This is a genomic window from Ruegeria sp. CDSA021, from assembly GCF_059612325.1.
The window spans coordinates 145,144-163,888 of sequence record NZ_JBXWQJ010000009.1 but is presented as its reverse complement, the minus strand read 5'-3'; the positions used below and the strand labels follow the sequence as shown (position 1 = coordinate 163,888).

Annotated in this window: 15 protein-coding genes; 4 read left to right on the top strand and 11 right to left on the bottom strand. The window is 54.9% G+C overall.

The window, feature by feature from the left end:
• Nucleotides 1–70: 70 nt before the first annotated feature.
• From AC2FLD_RS13800 to AC2FLD_RS13780, 5 genes are all read right to left on the bottom strand, one after another.
• Entirely contained in the window at nucleotides 71–772 is a 702-nt protein-coding gene (locus AC2FLD_RS13800; protein ID WP_496726658.1) for a response regulator transcription factor, read from the bottom strand.
• Entirely contained in the window at nucleotides 772–2,637 is a 1,866-nt protein-coding gene (locus AC2FLD_RS13795; protein WP_496673893.1) for a PAS-domain containing protein, read from the bottom strand. The genes AC2FLD_RS13800 and AC2FLD_RS13795 overlap by 1 nt, the downstream gene beginning before the upstream one ends.
• A gap of 108 nt (nucleotides 2,638–2,745) precedes the next feature.
• A complete protein-coding gene (locus AC2FLD_RS13790; RefSeq protein ID WP_496673891.1) occupies nucleotides 2,746–4,368 on the bottom strand; it encodes a bifunctional aspartate transaminase/aspartate 4-decarboxylase in 1,623 nt (540 codons plus the stop codon).
• An 18-nt stretch (nucleotides 4,369–4,386) separates the two neighbouring features.
• Nucleotides 4,387–6,072, bottom strand: coding sequence for an aspartate-alanine antiporter (gene aspT, locus AC2FLD_RS13785; RefSeq protein WP_496673888.1), 1,686 nt, complete (start codon nucleotides 6,070–6,072; stop codon nucleotides 4,387–4,389).
• A 220-nt stretch (nucleotides 6,073–6,292) separates the two neighbouring features.
• Complete coding sequence (locus AC2FLD_RS13780; protein ID WP_496673885.1) at nucleotides 6,293–7,825, bottom strand: alkaline phosphatase family protein; 1,533 nt, start codon at nucleotides 7,823–7,825, stop codon at nucleotides 6,293–6,295.
• 233 nt (nucleotides 7,826–8,058) lie between these two features.
• On the opposite strand from AC2FLD_RS13780, the gene AC2FLD_RS13775 reads away from it, so the two are divergent.
• Genes AC2FLD_RS13775 through AC2FLD_RS13760 form a run of 4 tightly spaced genes read left to right on the top strand, consistent with a single transcriptional unit; the run spans nucleotide 8,059 to nucleotide 11,975 of the window.
• Nucleotides 8,059–9,183 carry an MlaE family lipid ABC transporter permease subunit gene (locus AC2FLD_RS13775; RefSeq protein WP_496673882.1) on the top strand — a complete coding sequence of 375 codons (1,125 nt, stop codon included), beginning with the start codon at nucleotides 8,059–8,061 and terminating at the stop codon, nucleotides 9,181–9,183.
• A gap of 1 nt (nucleotide 9,184) precedes the next feature.
• Nucleotides 9,185–10,000 carry an ABC transporter ATP-binding protein gene (locus AC2FLD_RS13770; protein WP_496673879.1) on the top strand — a complete coding sequence of 272 codons (816 nt, stop codon included), beginning with the start codon at nucleotides 9,185–9,187 and terminating at the stop codon, nucleotides 9,998–10,000.
• A gap of 5 nt (nucleotides 10,001–10,005) precedes the next feature.
• Nucleotides 10,006–11,322: an MlaD family protein gene (locus AC2FLD_RS13765; protein ID WP_496673876.1), complete on the top strand. Its 1,317-nt coding sequence runs from the start codon at nucleotides 10,006–10,008 to the stop codon at nucleotides 11,320–11,322.
• Nucleotides 11,319–11,975 (top strand): ABC-type transport auxiliary lipoprotein family protein, encoded by a 657-nt coding sequence (locus AC2FLD_RS13760; RefSeq protein WP_496673873.1) that lies wholly within the window; start codon nucleotides 11,319–11,321, stop codon nucleotides 11,973–11,975. Before AC2FLD_RS13765 ends, AC2FLD_RS13760 begins: the two co-directional genes overlap by 4 nt.
• 107 nt (nucleotides 11,976–12,082) lie before the next feature.
• Here the strand turns inward: AC2FLD_RS13760 and AC2FLD_RS13755 are convergent, their stop codons facing one another.
• The 6 genes from AC2FLD_RS13755 to AC2FLD_RS13730 are packed head-to-tail and all read right to left on the bottom strand — an operon-like array spanning nucleotide 12,083 to nucleotide 18,601.
• Nucleotides 12,083–13,606 (bottom strand): DHA2 family efflux MFS transporter permease subunit, encoded by a 1,524-nt coding sequence (locus AC2FLD_RS13755; RefSeq protein WP_496673870.1) that lies wholly within the window; start codon nucleotides 13,604–13,606, stop codon nucleotides 12,083–12,085.
• The gene (locus AC2FLD_RS13750; RefSeq protein WP_496673867.1) at nucleotides 13,603–14,586 is read right to left on the bottom strand and encodes an HlyD family secretion protein; all 984 of its coding nucleotides are present in this window, start codon (nucleotides 14,584–14,586) and stop codon (nucleotides 13,603–13,605) included. Before AC2FLD_RS13750 ends, AC2FLD_RS13755 begins: the two co-directional genes overlap by 4 nt.
• 20 nt (nucleotides 14,587–14,606) lie before the next feature.
• Nucleotides 14,607–14,933: a cytochrome o ubiquinol oxidase subunit IV gene (locus AC2FLD_RS13745; RefSeq protein ID WP_050604269.1), complete on the bottom strand. Its 327-nt coding sequence runs from the start codon at nucleotides 14,931–14,933 to the stop codon at nucleotides 14,607–14,609.
• Nucleotides 14,926–15,558 carry a cytochrome c oxidase subunit 3 gene (locus tag AC2FLD_RS13740; protein WP_050604270.1) on the bottom strand — a complete coding sequence of 211 codons (633 nt, stop codon included), beginning with the start codon at nucleotides 15,556–15,558 and terminating at the stop codon, nucleotides 14,926–14,928. Before AC2FLD_RS13740 ends, AC2FLD_RS13745 begins: the two co-directional genes overlap by 8 nt.
• Nucleotides 15,555–17,645 (bottom strand): cbb3-type cytochrome c oxidase subunit I, encoded by a 2,091-nt coding sequence (locus AC2FLD_RS13735; protein ID WP_496673864.1) that lies wholly within the window; start codon nucleotides 17,643–17,645, stop codon nucleotides 15,555–15,557. The genes AC2FLD_RS13740 and AC2FLD_RS13735 overlap by 4 nt, the downstream gene beginning before the upstream one ends.
• Nucleotides 17,642–18,601 carry a ubiquinol oxidase subunit II gene (locus tag AC2FLD_RS13730; RefSeq protein WP_496673862.1) on the bottom strand — a complete coding sequence of 320 codons (960 nt, stop codon included), beginning with the start codon at nucleotides 18,599–18,601 and terminating at the stop codon, nucleotides 17,642–17,644. Before AC2FLD_RS13730 ends, AC2FLD_RS13735 begins: the two co-directional genes overlap by 4 nt.
• Between the last annotated feature and the right edge of the window lie 144 nt (nucleotides 18,602–18,745).

Below are 18,745 nucleotides of genomic sequence, written 5' to 3'. Positions count from 1 at the left end.
GTTTTCTCAGCGCGTTCGACATCGTTTGATTGCCAACACGTGACCAAAAACTCGTGCGATAATGCCGCACTTAGCTCCAGGCTACGTCGCCTAAAAAAATGTATCCTGCGCCGTATATCGTTTTGATCAGGCGCGGATTTTTTGGGTCTTCCCCAAGTTTTGTGCGCAATCTCGAAATTCGAACATCCATGGCACGGTCGAAACTGTCACCGGCCGCGCCGCCCAAGGACTCCTGCATTTGCGCCCTGCTGATCAGACGCTTGGGACTTTCCAAAAACAACCGGAGGACTTCCCCTTCAGCATGGCTGAAAGGCGTTTCAGCACCGGCCCCATCCTCAAGAACATAACGGTCAAAATGCGCTGTCCAGCCATGGAACACAGCTGTATCCGAATGTGAGGTTTGACCGCGCGGTGTCCGCAATCTGGCACGAATCCGGGCTACCACCTCTGCCGGGTCGAACGGTTTCGTTATGTAGTCGTCGGCTCCAAGTTCCAGTCCTGTCACCCGATCCTGCACCTGTGCCCGTCCGGAAATGATGATTACCGCCGCGCCCTGTTCCAATGCAAGGCGATGAACCAAAGCCAACCCGTCGGTATCCGGCAATGAAAGATCGACCAGACAGACATCTGGTGTCACGCGGTTCAGTGCCGCCTCAAATTCCCGCGCGCGGGAAAAACTTTGTGTTCGGAACCCGGCTTCTTCCAAAGCGTCGGTTAGAATACGTCGTATCTCGGGTTCGTCATCGAGAATAGTCACCAACGGTTGCGTCATCAGGCGGCCTCGGCTTGGATCAGTGCGGCCAATTGAGCCTGTGAAAACGGTTTACGCAACACCGGCGCCGCAGAAAGCGCCTGTTGGTACAGAGGATCAGAATTCGGCAACGAAGTCATGAGGATGCACGGCAATCCAGAGTTTACTTTCCGCAGAAGATCCAGACCTGTTCCCCCGCCTTTTAAGCGGATATCGGACAAAACCATCGAGATGTCTTCAACACTAGAAAGCAGCGTCAGAGCTTCATCCGCCGAATTGGCCTCGATAACTGTAAAACCGAGCTCTACCAGCATGTCCCTGAACTGGCCCCGTAACTCGTCACTGTCTTCCACCAGCAATACCAAGCCATCCTGAGCGGGTGGTGCAGAGCGATACGGCAATCGCAACACGACCGATGCGCCGGATGGAGTATTTCTGAGGTTCAGATCGCCGCCCGCAAGTTTCACTGTGTCGTAAACCATTGACAAACCCAAACCGGACCCGTCACTGCCCTTGGTTGTAAAAAAGGGGTTCAGCGCCTTCTCCAGCGCTTCGGGTGAAAATCCTGAACCGGTGTCCGACACCGTGATTTCGACCCATATCTTACCGATCGCATGTGCGCTGATGGTGATCTGACCTGAGCTTCCGCACGCATCCCGCGCATTCAGAACAAGGTTCAGCAACGCATCCTGCACCATCCCCGGATCCAGCATTAATGTCTGATCCGGCAAAGTGTTAACGACAGAAAACCCCATACCGCGCGGCAGGGACGGGGTGGCCAGGATACGCAGGTCTTCCAGCAAACCGCGCATATCTGTAGCTTGTGGCCGCGGCGTTCGGTTACCTGTCATATCTGCGATGCGGTTCAGCAATTGCCCGCCCCGACGCGCCGTTTGTTGAGTGGCTGCGACAAGTTCTTGCGCTTCCTCCGGCAAGCCCATCTTGTCCAGTCTGGACTGCATCCCAAGGATAATCGTTAGCAGGTTGGACAAGTCATGCGCCAGTCCGCTGGTCATCTGCGCCGCCATCTCTCGGCGACGGGTTTGTTGTAGGGCGACCCGCGCCTGGGTTTCTTCGGTAATGTCCACGGACATGACATAGACGCCCCCTGCCCCATCTGGAGTGAATGAAACACGGATCCGGCGAGAATCCTGGTCTTCGGTGAATTCAAAAACCGAAGGTTCACCATCATAAGCCTTTCGCAGGTGGCTTTCCACGCGCTCAAATGCTGCTTCGCCAAGCGCGTCGGAGATATGTAGGCCCAGAATATCGGACGGACGCCCAGGCATAACCGCGCTCAGGCGCCGGTTGGAAAAGTCATACAAACCGTCACTGTCCAAATGCGCGATATGCGCTGGCATCATCTCAGTCACAAGGCGCGTGCGGGCTTCAATTTCGGTCAGTTCCCGTTTGGCTTCTTCCAAGGCAGCTATTGTGGCTGCAAGCTTGCGATTGGTGGCCGAAAGTTCTTCGGCGTGACCCAGCAATTGTTCAGACAATTCCTCTGACCGCGCCCGCAACAGGTTTTCGGCCCGCCGAGTGCCTGTGATATCGGTATAGACCGCAACCCACCCCCCCTGAGGCAACGGTGCACCTTCGATTGAAACAACCTGTCCGTTGGGTCGCACGCGTTCCATGTAATGGGATTCAAAGGTCAAAGCTTGCTCGATGCGCAGATTGACCATGTCTTCCACACTTTCGTCGTGGCCGTATTCTCCTCGGCTGGCAAGAAAGTAGATTGTGTCTCGGAACAAAGCGCCGCGTTGGACAAGCTCATCCGGCAAGTCGAACATTTCCTGAAACCGGCGATTGCTGAGCACCAGCTGCAACTTGCTGTCATAAATGGAAAGCGCCTGACCAATCAGGTTCAGTCCGGCGGTTGTCATCGCCTTGATGCGCTTTTCCGTTATGTCCAAGTTTGCCTTTTCCACAGCCCCTGCGTAGCACCTGATTTCAGGTACGGATAGTGGGTTTCATTCTTGGACATTGCTACTTTATGACTCGCCATGCAGCGGCATTTTGTTGGCGGCATGATAAGCCTCGACATAACCTCTGGCGACGGACCGCACGGCGCGGCCGATCTGGGTATAGGCTTCGTCTGGCAGGTTGGCAAAGGACACGCGTGCAGACCACCCTGGCGCATCGAATCCGCTGCCGTTCAACAAAACAATCCCGTGATCCTCGGCCAGTTTGAACGCGATGTCGAGCGGGTGCACATTCTTCTTGATCCATGCAACAACATCATCGCCTACATATTTGCGCAACCAGTATTCGAAATCGATGATCCCGTAATAGGCATCGTAGTTTTCGCCTGCATTAACCTCGATACCCATCGCTTCGGTCAACAGTTGGAAACGTCGATGTACAAGCTCCATGCAGGCGGTTTGATAGTCTTTCTTGGTGTCTGCCAGTTCGACGAGCGAAAACAGGCTTATCATGACTTGTTGCGGCAGGGACAGACCAGCGGTGTGGTTCAGGGCAACATCCCGGCTGTCCGCAACCAGACGATCAATAAACCTGATCTCACGAGGAGTCAGGCTGAGCGTGCCATAGCGTTTGTCCAGGGTCTGTTTGATCTCTTCACTGTGCCCAGCCAGTTTGAGGTCAAAGATGTTGTCTTGCGCCACTGCGATGACACCCAAACGCCAGCCCGTGCAGCCGAAGTATTTTGAATACGAATACACGCCGATCGTGTTGCGCGGCATGTACCCCATGACCGAAGTAAAATCATGTACGAAGGTCCCATATACATCATCTGTCAGAACGATCAGATCGGGACGGTGGTTCTCGACAACATCCGCTAGTTTTTCCAGGGATGCCTTGTTCAGGGCAACTGACGAAGGGTTGCCCGGGTTGACCAGAAAGAACGCTTTTACCTTGGGGTCTTTCAGTGTCTCGACCGCCGCATCGGTCAATTGGAATCCATCTTCTTCATCCGTTTCCACATGCACGGATTCGAGGCTGTAATCCTCAAGTTCAGGCATTTCCAGATAAGGAGTGAAGATCGGGGTACACAGCGCAATCGTATCCCCAGGGTTCAACAGGCGGTTGGCCTTGAGTGACTTGAAAATATAGCACATCGCCGCCGTGCCGCCTTCGACCGCAAACAGATCAAATCGCGCGTCGGGCTGTCGACCGGAACACATGGCCCACATCAGATATTCGTGCGCGATGATCTGATTGTGGTGCAGAATGCGGTCCGGCACCGGGTAATTGTCGCCAATGATCGAGTCAGTCAGTTCGTGAACAAATGCATCCGCATCGAAATCAAATGCGCGAATGGCGTGTTTGACAACGGTCATCAAGGTTTCTGTGCCGGGCATGTCTGCGTTGGCCTCAGCCCAGCCTACCAATCGATCATAGCACCCCTTGATAGCTGGCATTCCGCCCAAACCCGCCGGATGATCCATGACGCGTTTGGCTTCGGTGATGGCAAACTGACCCAGAGCAAAGAACGCTTCACGCGGGCGGGTCGCGATCCAGTTGGGGTTTCCTCGCCCCGCATTCAGAAACGCACTGTTGGATTTTCGCGCTTCATCCGAGGCCAGATTGATCAGCTCATCCTTGATCTGAAAAGGGCTGAGCGCTTCGTAATCGTGCAGTTTCAGACGGTCCATAACACATACCTTTCCAAATCAACTGAGGATCAAAACAACGACCATGCCAAAGATGGTCAGCAACGTATTCCCGATCGCATAAGGCATCCCGTACCCCAGCGCGGGTATCCGGCTTTGCGCGGCTTCCTGGATCATCCCAAGCGCCGCTGTGGTTGTTCGCGCACCGGCGCAGGCCCCAAACAGTATGGCCGGGTGGAACTTGAACACATAGTGGCCAACGTAGACTGAAAAGATCATCGGCAGAGAGGTGGCGACGATCCCCCAAAGCAGCAGTGCGATACCGGCCTGTTGCAGGCCCGCGACAAAACCGGGGCCGGCGCTGATGCCGATCACCGCGATAAAAACGTTAAGGCCAAGAGTGTTCATCAACCACAAAGACGGGCCAGGAATGCGCCCGAATGTCGGGTGCACGGTACGTAACCAACCCAGCAACAGACCTGACAAAAGGGCTCCACCTGTTGTGGACAGGCTGATCGGGAAACCGCCCATGGTAATTGCCAGGGTTCCGACGAGACCACCGATGAAGATCCCCCACCCGACAAAAGCAAGATCTGTCGTGTCCACCGGACGGTCCGCATATCCAATCTTGGCGATTGCCACTTCGACATGACGCTTTGCGCCTAGAACAGTCAGGATGTCGCCACGGTGCACGACAGTTCCTGGCAGCAGCGGCAGTTCAACCATGTTGCGCATAAGTTTTGATACATAGACGCCACGGGCCAGCGAGAGCTTGCTCAACTCTTCCAGAGATTTGCCGTGCACCTCTTTGCTGGTGATCAGAACATCCAGCTTCTCGGTTGGCGTGTTCAGCAGTTCAAGCGCGTCGGCCTCTTTCAGGCGACCTTCCAGCAGGCCGACCAACTCCGACCGGCGACCCGAGAACATAACGATGTCGCCCGCTTGAAGCTCCGTGCTGTCTTCAACCTCGACAATAGCGTCACCACGCTTGATCCGTTCGGCATAGACCCGCACACCAGGCAACAGGTCTTTGACCGGCTGGCCCAGCAGGTCACTGTCATTAGGGATTTCAAACGCCCGAGCCTCGATCGTTCGGTAGGCCGAAACGATACCGTTGCCGGATTCGATTGCCGTTCCGCCCCCCAACTGGGCTTCGTATTCCTTGCAGGCCGCAACCAGATCCACACCGATCAGGCGCGGGCCAATCTTGGCCAAAATAATGGCAGAGCCAATAGTGCCATAGATATAGGTGACAGCATATGCGATCGGAATCTGATTGGCGTAGGTCTGCGCCTGTTCTGACGACAGACCCAATTGATTGATCTGATCCGTCGCCACACCAATCGCGGCAGAAATGGTCTGTGACCCGGCATACAAGCCAGCCGCAAAACCCAGTTCCAATCCTGCGACCTTGGCAGAAATAACCGGCACAATCAGACACAAAGCCAATACACTGAGTGCGAACAACACCTCACGTGCACCGTCTGCCTTGAGGCCACGAATAAATTGCGGCCCGACACCATATCCTACCGCGAAGATGAACATGATGAAAAATGTCGATTTGACTGCCGAGTCTATTTGGATGTGCGTTTGCCCGATGATCACAGCCGCAAGCAAAGTTGCCGTGACAGTCCCGAGGCTGAAGCCAAAGAGTTTTTTGGGACCGATCCAAAACCCAATCCCTATCGACAGAAAAACCGCCAGTTCAGGATAGCTGCGCAGCACATTCACAAACCAATCGCCCATCACTGTCCTCCCGAAAACACCCAGTGTGAACATGGATGTGTTTGGAACTTCAAAATCGCTGACAAGCCGATCTGGACAATTCACTCAAAACCGGAAACACAAATCACCGGCACCGCAGGCCGTCAGAGCGCAAACAAAAGCGTATTTTTCTGCGACGATATCGTAAGATGCGAATTTGTCTACAGTTTTCCCAAACGGAGTCGGGTCACTAACGGGAAGCCTAGTATCGTGAGCGGGATTTTGCGCCTTCGGACGTAATCGAGTGCAGGGACAAAGTGTGGTCCATGTTTCGCATCCGGTGCCGCAGCATCTGACGACTCAATCGGACCAGGTCGGCTGCAAACTCGGGCTTGTCAGCTACATTTTCGAATTCACCCTGGCCCTGATGGTCAAACAAAATCGGCGGCAGGTCGGCTGCGAACTCGATCAAGGTAAACCGGTCATCTCGCAGTATGCCTAGGCACGAGTCGCTGTTGCCGGTTCCAAGTCTTTGTTGCCACAACGTTGGGTTTTCAGGTTCCGAGAAATCCAGTTCACTGAAGGAATAGCTGCGCCAGTCTTCGGGAATGTCACCATGCAACAATGGCAACAATGACCGACCATCCATCGCGTTCGGAGCTGTTTGCCCGATCCAGTCAAGGATTGTCGGCGTTACATCTATCGACTCAGTTGGTACGGTGATCTGGGTGCCCGCTTGGACCTCGTTGTCAGGCAGACGGATGATCAGCGGCGTATGATAGGCCGCGTCGTAGACCGTCATCTTGCCCCAGCTGTGACGATCCCCCAGCATTTCACCATGGTCTGCGGTGATCACAAGCATCGTGTCGTCGTATTGCCCACTGTCCTTGAGGTACTTCACCACACGGCCGATGTGGTGATCGACCTCTGTTGCCAACCCCAGATAGACAGCGCGCAAAGTACGAATATTCTCATCCGTCGGCTCAACTTCGTCAAAGCCATGAACAAACTCTTTGGCTGTATAGACATCCAGCTTTGGCCCGAAAAATGGGTGCTGTTCTTTCTCAGCTTCTGCGCTGTGCAACCGTTGCGGCAGCGGGATGTCCGCCGGGTTGTACATGTCATTATACGGCGCGGGCGCGACCAAAGGCGGATGGGGGCGGATATAGGTCAGATGGGCAAACCACCCCTCGCCACAATGAGGTGCGATCCCATCCAGGAACGCATCCGTCAGGAACGCAGTGTCGCTGTCTTCCGCCCGATACAGCGCCGGGTCGTTCAATTTGGGAGGTTGACCATCCCCAGAGACAGGTTTGTAGACGTCCCAGTACTGATCGAACTCGTACCCTTTCTTCAACAAGTGCCCTTGCCAAGGATATGACTCTTCAAGGCGCATTTCGACAACCTCAAGGAATCCGGTCATGGATTGTTCATATGATTTGAGCACCGGATCGTTGGCGTCATGAACGCGCGGATCGGCTGAGGTGTCCGTATAGCCGAAAAGCATCGGCATGAATCCCGCTTTACGCATTTCAGTGGCGATGTTCGGGGTATCGTGACGCAGCGGCGTTCCATTTCGAACCGACCGGTGGTTCATCGCATATTGTCCGGTCAAAAGCGACGCTCGCGAAGGGCCACAGGGATTAGTGACAGAATAATGCCGCGTGAATGTCACCGCTTCTTCCATGAATGTCCGAAGGTTTGGAAGCTTCACGTGATCCGCCAAAGCGCCGCTGAGGCAATCCGCCCGAAGCTGATCGATGATGATGAACAAGACATTCTTGGCTTGAGGCATCTGGCTTCTCCGACTCCAAACCTGAGTTTCCGCGGCGAAATGTGTCTTTCTTCTTGCGCTCACGCAACTTATTTAAGAAGCGCTCCGTAACTTTCTTTCGCGGGCTGACAATAGCAGACAAATTTGCGTAGAATCGGCCTTATGCGTGACGCGAGCGCCATCCTGCAAAGTAAAAACCCGGCCTTTGGGAACAAAGACTTGCAGGTTCCGAAGGTTTTACTTCACATGTCGGTATGACGCAGCCAGCGATTTCAACCGAGCACGACCCCGACGGCATACATGTCCGTATCTCGGGCAAGTTGCTTACCCAATCGTTGCAATCAGTTGAAGCGGATTTTGCTGCCATCCAACCCTCGGCGGATCGGGTGGTTTTTGATTTGTCCAAAGTTGAAGCGCTTGATACCGGCGGGGCGTGGCTGATCGCAAATCTTGGTCGCCGTTTCACCACGAACGGTGCAGAGATTGAAATTCAGGGGGCAAAGCCCGCGCACGCCACGCTTATCGATACTGTAACTCACAATATCCCGGACAAACCTGGGAAGCTTGAAGAACCCCTCAGCTTTATAGACTGGGTCGCCAATGTTGGGCGCGGAACGTTCGGGGCGTGGAAAGATACGCTTTCGATATTGGAGTTTCTGGGCCTTACCCTGCACCGGCTGTTTCGCACTTTCATCATGCCGTGGCGGCTGCGCAAGGCGGCCCTGGTCACGCATATGGAGGAAACCGGGGTCAAGGCCCTTCCCATCGTGGCGCTGATGGGGTTTCTGATCGGTGTTGTGCTGGCCTTTCAGGGGGCCACGCAGCTCAAGCAGTTTGGCGCAGAGATCTTTGTGGTTGAATTGATCTCGATCTCGGTACTGCGTGAGTTGGGAATTTTGCTGACCGCCATCATCGTCGCGGGGCGATCGGGTTCCGCCTTCACGGCCTCTATCGGTTCGATGAAAGTGCAGGAAGAGATCGACGCCATGCGCACGCTGGGGTTGGACCCGATTGAAGTTCTGGTCATTCCCCGTGTCTTGGCCTTGCTGATCATGCTGCCCATTCTGGGATTTGTCGCCGACATTGCCGGCCTGTTTGGCGGTGCCTTGATGAGTTGGATCGATTTGGGCGTGAGCCCGGGGATGTTTCTCACGCGGTTGAAAGAGAACACAGATGTCTGGCAACTGGCCGTAGGTCTGATCAAGGCTCCGTTCTTTGCTCTGGTCATCGGCGTGATCTCTTGTTGGCAGGCCATGCAAGTCAAAGGGTCAGCGCAAAGTGTGGGGCAGCGCACGACGGCATCCGTTGTGCAATCCATCTTCATGGTGATCGCAATCGATGCCCTGTTTTCGATTTTCTTTTCAGAGATCGGAATCTGACATGATGGACGATGTGCAGCACGTACCAGCCTCTACCAAGACGCAACGAGACGCAGTGATCCGCGTACGCGGGCTCAGAAACCAATTTGGCACGCAGGTCGTGCATGAGAACCTGGATCTTGACGTCTGGCGTGGTGAGGTTCTTGGCGTTGTCGGCGGATCGGGTACGGGCAAATCCGTTTTGCTCAGAACAATTGTCGGGCTGAACAAACCCGCTGCCGGCAGTATCGAAGTTCTGGGCGTCGATGTTGTGAACGGCCCCGAGCAAGACCGCCGCAGGATCGAGCGCCATTGGGGTGTGGCCTTTCAGGACGGTGCGCTGTTTTCCTCTCTGACGGTGTTGCAAAACGTGATGGCCCCACTGCGCGAGCATACGGGTCTCAGCGAAAAACTGATGGAGTCGCTGGGCGCACTGAAAATCAGCCTGGTGGGGTTGCCGCAGTTGAGTTGCGGCAAATTTCCATCCGAGCTGTCAGGCGGCATGCGCAAACGCGCAGCGCTGGCCCGGGCGTTGGCCTTGGACCCTGAGATCGTGTTCCTGGACGAGCCAACCGCCGGGTTGGACCCGATTGGTGCAGCGGCATATGATGAGCTGATTGGCGAGTTGCAGCAGGCACTTGGGTTGACGGTGTTCATGGTCACCCATGATCTGGACAGCTTGTATGCCATCTGCGACCGGATTGCCGTACTTGCAGAAAAGCGCGTACTGGTCGAAGGTCCGATAGAAGACATGACCAAGGTTGATCATCCTTGGGTGCAGGAATACTTCACAGGCCCCCGCGCCCGCGCAGCACAACAAAAGGGCCAGGACAGGTAGAGGCAATGGAGACCCGAGCAAATTATATCCTGATCGGCGCGTTTACCCTTGCGGGGCTTTTGGGCGCGTTTGGTTTTTTCCTGTGGCTTGCCAAGTTCGAGGTCACGCGCCAGTACGCATATTACGACGTTCTTTTCGACAATGTTTCGGGGCTTTCTGCGGCAGGCGGGGTGAACTTCAACGGTTTGCCCGTTGGTCAGGTGATCTCGCTGAATCTGGATGAAAACGATCCTTCGAAAGTCAGGGTGCGTATAGAAGTTGACGCAGAAATTCCGATCACGGAAGAAACAGTCGCGCAATTGCAGTCGTTGGGCGTGACTGGTGTGGGCTATGTCGAGCTGACCGGCGGCACACCAACCTCCCAGCGTTTGCCGCAAGACAGTGTGATCAAAAGCAAGCGCAGTACGATACAATCCCTTTTTGAGGGCGCACCGAAAGTGCTGGATGAAGCCGTCACTCTTTTGGAAAGCCTGAACAAAGTCGTTGACGACAAGAACCGCGACGCCGTCAGCAGCATTTTGGACAATCTTGCATCAGCCACAGGTCGATTGGACAAAACCCTGACAAGTTTCGATTCCGTCGCCAGCAATATCGGCAAGGCAGCCCAGGATATTGGCGAGTTCTCCAAACGTTTGGACCCTTTGATCGATACCGCAGAGACAACGCTGAAAACCGGAACCGATACGCTCAACTCGGTCAAAACCGCATCTGAATCCGCAAAAGCCGCGTTGGACGAAGCAAAAACCACTATCCAGACGGCGGACCGAATCCTGCAGCAGGACATTCAGCCCTTCATCGAGCGCGGCTCGCAACTGGCTGAACGCCTGACGTTACTGTCCGACGAAGGCAGCGTCACGCTGGAAATTGTCAACGAAACCGTTCTGAACGCAAATACGACGCTGGGCTCGATCACATCGGCGATGGACACCGCCAAAGGGGCGCTGTCGTCAGCAGAGACCGCATTCAACTCTGCCAATCGGGTTATGGAGGACGAGGTTGCGCCTGTTGCCGCAGACATTCGCAAGGCTGCCAATCAAGTAACCGAGACCGTCTCGAATATCACCGAAAAGATCGACCAGATCTCGGACGATGTTCTCAGCGCGTCCAATTCCGCGTCCGAGCTTTTGGGCACCATCGACGGCATCGTTCAGACCAATCGCCGTCAGGTTTCCGATTTTCTGCGTGTAGGTCTACCGCAATTTATTCGTTTTATTGAAGAATCCCAACGCCTTGTCATCAGCTTGGATCGTCTGGTGGACAAGGTCGAACGTGACCCTGCACGTTTCCTTCTGGGCACCCAAGCATCGGAGTTCCGTCAATGATCAAGCCTGCTCTCGCTTTGCTGGCTGTTGCCATAATCGGTGGGTGCGCCGGTTTGGGTACGTTGAAACAAGCAGCCAAACCCAATGACCTGTATCTGCTGACGCCGAAAAGCACGTTCTCTTCCGCGTTGCCCAGAATACAGAAACAGATCGTTGTCGAGGAACCAACAGCCACCGCCGCGGTGAACACTGATCAGATCGCCATTCAGCCGACCCCTTTGCAGGTGCAATACCTACCACGCGCACGCTGGGTGGACCGCGCGCCTTTGATCGTTCAAACGCTGTTGGTGGAAAGCTATGAGAACTCAGGCAAAGTAGCCGCGGTTGGTCGTTCTACGGTTGGTCTGCGCGCTGACTATGTGATTGCGCCGGACCTGCGCGAGTTTCAGGGCATTGTGGTCGCGGACTCTGAAGCCGGGAAAAAGGTCCGCATTGAAGTCCGCATGAATATCAAGGTGATCGACGAATACGAAGACAAGATCATCGCATCCAGTTCGTTTCAGGAAAACGTGGTGGCCGCTAGCGACCAGACCCCGGATTTGGTCAAAGCCTTTGATTTAGCCTTGGGGCGTGCAATGCGAGATGCCGTTGAATGGAGCATTCGCAGGATCAACACACATGTGGCGAATAACCCAAGGTCGGACCCCAGCTAGCCCCTCAGGATGACATTACAGCAGCCTTGTTACGGTTGGCGAGTATGGCGCGTTGTTTGATGTAGCGTGCGACCACCGAGCTTTGTTTTCGACATGACACCAGTGAATCAATGCACATGGGCAGCGGTCTGGGTGCCCGGTTTGGGGGCACGGCAAAAGAAAAGCAAAGGAATTGCGCCCAATGCCAGCAGGCCCAGATTGTTGAACACGGTCAGATAAGAAATCATTTCGGCTTGTCTCATGATTTCCTGCCCCAATATCGCGGCACCTTGCGCACTATCAGGCGCAAGACCGAGTGGATTCAGATAAGCTTGGGCCGCAGGATTGTACGGTGTCACATTCTGGCTGAGGACCGCTGTGTTCGTCTGTAGCCCTCGTACGATCCATGTCCCGACCAGAGAGATTCCAACCGATGATCCCAATTGCCGTGTCACGTTGAACAGACCCGAGGCTTCGTCTTGCCTGTTTTGGGTGATGCTCTCAAACGCGAGAATAGACATGGGGACAAAAACCAAACCCATGCCTAACCCACTGATGGCTCCGGGCCAGGCCAGTTCCCAAAATCCGGCGTTGAGGTTTATAGCCCCCATCATGAAATTTCCAAGCGCGGTCAACAACAGGCCAACGCCTGCCAACATACGTGGGTCGAAATGATGGACCAGCACCGCGCCCGTCAAAACCATCGACAACCCTGCCGTCAGCCCTCGCGGAATGAACAAGTGGCCCGAAGCGATGACAGGAAAATCCAGCAAGCTTTGCACAAGCGTTGGTAGAATTGCGATGCCGCCGAACAGTGAGACAGCGAAGCCAGCAATAATCAGGTTGCACAGGGCAAAGTTCCGATCCGCAAACAGTCGCAGATCCACAACCGAATTTCGCGCTGTCAGGGTGTGAACGACAAACCCCAGCGCCCCCAGAATCGACGCAATCACAGCCACCTGAATAACGCGGGAAGACATCCAGTCCATGGTTTCGCCCTGATCCAGGACAAATTGCAGGCACCCGATACCCAGCGCAAGCAGAGCCAGACCTTTCCAATCTATCTGCACATCTTCGGTTTTGTCTTCGGGCAATTCCCCGGCCAGCAAGAGCAGGGCAAGGGCAGCCACAGGCAGATTGACGAAAAATACCATCCGCCACGAGAAATACTCGGTCAGAATCGCGCCAACCGTCGGCCCAAGTACCGGTGCCACCACGACCCCCAAGCCAAAGACCGCCATCGCTTTACCACGTTCCTCCCGGGGGAAAGCATCGAACAGGATCGATTGCGATAGTGGGATAAGGAAAGCCCCGAACATGCCTTGGGCCAGCCGAAAGGCCACAATGACTTCCAGACTCCAGGACAGGCCGCACATCACCGACATAACGGCGAAACCGGTCACTGCTGTCAGGATCAGCCGTCGCCGCCCAACACGACGGGCCACGAAGCCAGTCAGTGGCATTATGACCACCGCCGACACGATATAGCTGGTCAAAATCCATGTTGCTTGATCAGTTGTCGCCCCAAACGCCGCCTGAATATGCGGCAAGGCGACATTGACGATTGTACTGTCCAACACTTCCAGTATGGCGCTGAGAACAACAGCAACCACGATCACCCGGTTTACATGACCGGACGCCGCCGAGGTCATTTGTCGTCCGCCGGGCCTGTTGTGTCCACAACGACTTTACTGCTGCCGCCGACACGCAAAGGCGCATCTGTCGGGTCCAATTCGACCCTCACTGGAAAACGACGTGTGACCTTGACCCAGTTTCCGCTCGCATTCTCGGATGGCAACAAGGAAAACGTGTCGCCTGATCCGCGCCCGATCGAGGCCACTTTGCCGGTCAGTTTCACCCCCGGCAGCATATCGACTTGAACCGTGACCAACTGACCGGCGCGGATGCGCGGCAAAGACGTTTCTTTGAAGTTGGCGTCAACCCACCAGTCCGATGACTCGACAATCGAAAACTGCGGTGCGTTAGCAGAGACCGAAGAACCGGGGCGCAGTGTCAGATTGGCGATCCAGCCGTCTGCTGCCGCATAGACCTTGGTCCAAGCCAGGTTCGTTTCCGAGATCTCAAGCTGTGCCTGCGAAGACAGGATGTCGTCCTGTTTTGCTTCCAACCCGCTTTGCAATGCCAACAAGCTGGATTGGCTGGTCGTCAACCGTGCCGAGGCTTGAGCGAACTCTGACGTGGTTTGATCCAGCGAAGCCTGCGCGACATCCCCGGCTGCAAACAGCGCCTTTGCTCTTTCGAGGCTTTTGTTTGCAGTGTCATATGCGGATTGCGCGCTTTCGACGGCTGCTTCAGCAGCGGTTATCTGAGTGGAATAGGATTTGGCCTGTTGAACCGCACTGTCTAAATCGGCTTTGGCCGCATCGACCAACGCTTTGAACTGCGTATCGTCAATAGTGAACAGAAGATCGCCAGCTTTAACAGGTAGATTGTCCGAGATATGAACTTCAGCGACCTGACCGGTCACTTGAGGCGCCACATAGATGATATTGGCTCCGATATAGGCATCCTTGGTGGACGGATACCGTTCCTCATGTCGCCAGAACAGCAGTAAACCAACTCCAATAGCTGCCAACATTGCAGCAATTGCTGCTGTTTTGAGAGATTTCATTGTCGCTTCACCCTGACTGCTTACATCGTATGCATGTGCATCCGTATCGCCAAATTGCCCAAGACCCAAACGGTGCCAAGGATCATGATCAGCAGGACCATGGTGGAAAACAGGACCAGATGCAGGTCTTCCCGGCTGCTGCGCCGACGGTCGATATGCAGGAAATAAACGAGTTGTAGAATAAGTTGCGCCAGACCAAGCAACCCGATGGTCAGATATACCCCAACCGTTTCGATCCCAAACAAATAGGCCACTCCGAACATGGCGAGGGTCAAAATCAGTGATCCGCCATATCCAATCACATAACGCCGTCGCTCGCGCCGGTGCATTTCGGAGCGGTTATCCATAGGTCAGACCTCCGAAATAGACGATTGTGATAATCCCGATCCAAATTAGGTCCAGGAAGTGCCAGAACAGCGCCAAACGGACAACGCGTGAGATGATCACATCTGTCATCCCCTTGACCCGCAGTTGGACGCCCAGAACGATCAGCCACAAACAGCCCGCCGCGACGTGCAAACCGTGCAGTGGAACAAGACCAAAAAAAGCTGACAGGAACCCACTGCGTTGCGGGATACCGCCTTTTTCCGCCATGGCCATGAAATCGCGAATTTCGAGCACAAGAAAACTGAGCCCTAACAAGAGCGTGACGCCAAACCACAGAATGATGCGCCCGCGTGGCAGGTTGTATTTCAATGCCAGCATTGCAAGACCGACCGTCAGGCTGCTGGTCAACAGGATCAGGGTTTGAGCAAAGACACTTTTTAGGTCGAACAACTCATGCGGACCGGGTCCACCCGCCTGCGCGTCAATCATGGTGATGTAGATCGCGAACATCAGGCCGAAATAGACCAGATCGCTCATTAGGAAGACCCAGAACCCAAAGGTGACAACCTCAGCCGCCTTATCCGCACTGGCGTGGCGTTCCCCCAGATTGATGCCGGGATAGCTGTGGGTCGGTGCACGCTTCATGTGACTGCCTCCAGATCAGGGCGGGCGAGGCCGCGGTTTTCTGAGGAGGTTTCGTAATCACGATCCACTGCTGTTTCGTTATGCACCAGGGATAGCCAGGCTTCATGGTCTCTGCGAACCTCTTCAGCCGCGATGGTGAGCTCGGTGCTGTCATCAAAGGTCCAGATGATCACGGCAAGGATTATCAGCACCGTCATCAGGGCCGCCAACCACCAGATCCACCAAACCAAAGCAAACATCCAGATGCCGCTGAAAACACAGAGGATAAAACCGATGCCGGTATTGCGCGGCAATTCGATATCTTCATAGGCGTCCGGCGTAGGATACGCGACGCCACGTTCTTTGGCTGCGGCGAAATCATCACGATCTGTAACCTTTGGGATGATCGCAAAATTGTAAGGTGGCGGTGGCGACGGGATCGACCATTCCAAGGTGCGGCCATCCCATGGATCCCCCACTGGAACGTGTGTTTTTTCGCGGTCGCGGATGCTGACCCACAATTGGATAAGAACCGAGAACAAAGCGCAAGTAATCACCAGCGCCCCGATGATGGCGACGATCATAAAAGGTTGGAAGGACGGATCGTCATAGCTGAAGGAACGGCGCGGCATCCCCATGAGTCCGACAAAGTAGAGCGGCATGAAGGTCAACAAAAACCCTCCGGTCCAAAGAGCCACCGTAACACGCCCCCAGAACTCGTTCAGGCGGAAGCCGAAGGCCTTGGGGAACCAATAGTTATAGGCTGCCAACAAACCGAACAGCACCCCTGGCAACAGCACGTTGTGGAAATGCGCCACCAGGAACAGCGTGTTGTGCACCTGATAGTCCACCGTCGGATTGGCCAGGATCACTCCGCTGAGGCCACCAATCACAAACAGCATCAGAAACGCCAAACCATACAGCATCGGCACCGAAAACCGGATACGTCCCCGCCACAAGGTGGCCATCCAGTCATAGACTTTCACACCGGTTGGAATAGCAATGAGCATGGTTGCGATGCCAAAGACGGCGTTGATCAGTGCGCTCTGACCCATGGTGAAAAAGTGGTGCAACCAGACCGTGAAGGACAGCACCGCAATCGACATCGTCGCAATGACAAGTGAGTTGTAGCCATACAGCCGCTTGGCCGAGAACGTCGCGAACACCTCGGAATAGATACCGTAGGCAGGCAGGACCAGAAGATAGACCTCGGGGTGGCCGAACAGCCAGAACAGGTTGGCATAGTTCATCATGTTGCCGCCGAGATCGTTGGTGAAGAAGTGGAAATCCAGATATCGGTCTGCGGCCAGCATCAGCGCGGCAACGCCCAAGGGCGGCATGGCAAAGATGATCAGGATCGAACTGCAGATGATCGTCCAGCAATACATCGGCAGTCGCATAAAGGTCATACCCGGCGCGCGCATCTTGTAGATCGTGACGGCAAAGTTGATACCTGTGAGCGTGGTACCAACACCCGACACAACGATGGCCCAGATCCAGTAATCCGGCCCCACGCCCGGATTAAACGCAGCACCCGTATATGGAGGATACGCCGTCCAGCCGCCAGTCGAGAAACGCCCCACCACCAGCGACACCATCAACATCATGCCAGCGGACACCGTCAGACCCAGACTAATTTGGTTCAGTCTGGGAAACGCGACATCCCGCGCACCTATCATCAACGGCACAACATAGTTGGCGATCCCAAAGACAAAGGGCACAGCAACAAAGAAAATCATGATCGTGCCGTGGGTGCTGAAAAGCTCGGCAAAGTGTTCAGCTTCCAGAAACCCATCTCCGGGCCCTGCAGCCTGCTGAGCGCGCATGACGACGCCTTCCAACACGCCGCGTGCAAGCATCACGATGGCAAAGACGACATACATGATGCCAATCTTCTTGTGATCGACGCTGGTCAGCCAATCGCGCCACAGCGGTGTCCACAGTCGAAACCAGCTAAGCAAACCGACCACAACCACGACGCCAACAATCACGATACCAGCGGCTGCATTTGCCACGATCTCATTCGTGTTTGGATTTTCAAGCAAGCCGGCAATCGGAAGCGCATCCCAACTTAGGCGGCCGAAGAAGCCTGTTTCGGGTGAGGTCATTTCTGCGCCTCCCGCCCGAAGGATGCTGTGCCGGGTTGCTGATCAACTGGCAGGGCCTTGCCGCTGTGATATCGGTGCAGAATGTTGTAGAACACGTCTTCCTCCAGCGTGAAGTACAGTGCATCGTCCGGCATCTGTGCAGTGCCCAGGGCGGCTTGAACCTCATCCCTGTCGGACCGCTTTGCAAGCGTCTGATAAGTCGTCGCATCCAAAGGGATGCCGCCAGCACGCACTTTGTCCACCCATGCCTCGAATGCGTCTTGGTCCATTGCAACTGTGCGGAACTTTTGTTTGGTAAACCCGCGCCCGTTATACTGCGTGTTTTCGCCCTGCATGACCTCCGGGGTATCTGCAACCAGGTGAAGTTGCGTTGTCATACCCGGCATCGCGTAAATCTGACCGGCAAGGGCGGGGATCATGAAAGACTGCATCACCGTATCGGTCGTCAATGTCATGGCGACCTGCCGTTTGGTGGGAATTCCAAACTCACCCACGCTGGCAATACCCAGTTCGGGATAGAGAAACAGCCATTTCCAATCCAGGCCCACCACCTGAACTTGCACCGTCGGTTCCTCACCAAAACTTGCCGAATACGGGTCGAGCCTGTGTGTCGCCTTCCAAAGATAGAAAGACAGAAGCGCCACGATCAATACAGGCACGCCCCACATGACAAATTCAAGTTTAGCTGAAAAATCCCAGTCCGGCCTGTAGGCAGCGGTTCCGCCCTTTCGACGTCGGTATCGAAGCGCGATCCAGGGAACCAGAACGAGAACGGGAATAACCGCCACCATGATCAGCGCGGTCGCCCGCAACAGGTGGGTTTTCTGGATGGCGGCAATCGGACCTTGCGGATCCATGAAACTGTCGCTGGCCAACGCCATCGATGGTGTCACCGCAAGAAAGACCAAAGCAGCCATCACGAGCGAGGACGGGTTGGACATTCTGCCTTTGGCCATAACGCACAGCCCTCTCGTGATCCAAATTCCACCCAACTATCGGCAAATGCAAAAGTTTTCTCAAGACCTTTCCAAACTGCAGATTGCCGAGGTACTGTTTTATTCAACCTTGGGCACCAACGGGAAACACCCGTCGTTGACACC